At 60.8% G+C, this 1,512-nt stretch carries 1 protein-coding gene; it reads right to left on the reverse strand.

What is annotated here, in order from left to right; genetic code table 11:
• Positions 1-1,512: 3-hydroxyacyl-CoA dehydrogenase NAD-binding domain-containing protein (locus ACXRVY_RS28555; protein ID WP_458238899.1), on the reverse strand; the 1,512-nt coding region annotated here is incomplete at both ends.

Genomic DNA, 1,512 nt, shown 5'->3' on the forward strand with positions numbered 1-1,512 from the left:
TGCGCGCTTCAGTCTCTATCATCGCCGCGTTGATGCCTTCACCCAGCATGGCGATGCCTTCGTTGGTGAAGGTGCCGAACACCCTTGAGGTGAAGAAACCGCGGCTGTCATTGACCACAATCGGGGTTTTCCTGATTTGCAGGACGTAATCGAAGCCACGGGCCAGGGTTTCGTCACTGGTGTTGGCGCCCTTGATGATTTCCACCAGCGGCATTTTCTCCACGGGGCTGAAAAAATGCAGGCCGATGAACTTGCTCTGATCGGGCACGGCGCACGCCAGGCCGCTGATCGGCAAGGTCGAGGTGTTGGAAGCGATAACCGCATCCGCGCCGACGACCTTCTGCGCCGCCAACGAAACCTTGGCCTTCAAATCCCGATCCTCGAACACGGCCTCGATGATCAGGTCACAACCGGCCAGGTCGGCATCGCTTTCGGTGGTTTGAATGCGGGACAGAACGGTGTCACGTTGCTCGATGCTCATTTGTCCGCGAGCGACTTTCTTGTCCAGCAGCGCCGCCGAATGCGCCTTGCCCTTCTCTGCCGCAGCGCGGTTGATGTCCTTGAGCACCACTTCGATACCGGCCGATGCGCTGACAAACGCAATCCCGGCGCCCATCATCCCGGCGCCGAGCACGCCGACTTTGCGGGTGACATAGGGTTCAAAACCTTGAGGCCGCGAGCCGCCGGCATTGATTTCGTTGAGCTGGAACCAGAACGTGCCAATCAGGTTTTTCGAGACCTGTCCGGTGGTCAGTTCAGTGAAATAGCGGGTTTCGATAAGGTGCGCCGTGTCGAAATCCACCTGGGCGCCCTCGACCGCCGCACAGAGGATTTTCTCCGGCGCGGGCATCGTGCCCTGGGTTTTGCTGCGCAGGATCGACGGCGCAATCGCCAGCATCTGGGCGACTTTAGGGCTTGACGGTGTACCGCCCGGAATCTGGTAGCCCTTCACATCCCAGCGTTGTACCGCCGTCGGGTTGGCGAGAATCCACGCCTTCGCCTTGGACATCAACTCTTCGGAATTCGCTGCCAGTTCATCGATCAACCCTGCCTGCAATGCCTGTTGCGACCGCACCCGCTTGCCTTCGAGCAGATACGGCAGGGCCTTTTCCAGGCCGAGCATACGCACCATGCGCACCACGCCACCGCCGCCCGGCAGCAGGCCGAGGGTGACTTCCGGCAGGCCGAGTTGCACCGATGGATTGTCCAGTGCCACGCGATAATGACAGGCCAGGCAGATTTCCCAGCCGCCGCCGAGTGCCGCGCCGTTGATCGCCGCGACCACCGGTTTACCGAGGGTTTCCAGGGTGCGCAACTGCCCCTTGAGGGTCAGCACCATGTCGTAGAAGGCTTTGGCTTCGGGCTTGCCGACCTTGATCAGTTCATTGAGGTCGCCGCCAGCGAAGAAAGTCTTCTTGGCCGAGGTGATGATCACACCGGCGATGCTGTCCTTGTCGGCCACCAGGCGTGCAACGCAGTCAGCCATGGCTTCGCGGTACACCGCGTTCATGG

Source organism: Pseudomonas sp. P5_A2_2, assembly GCF_054177685.1.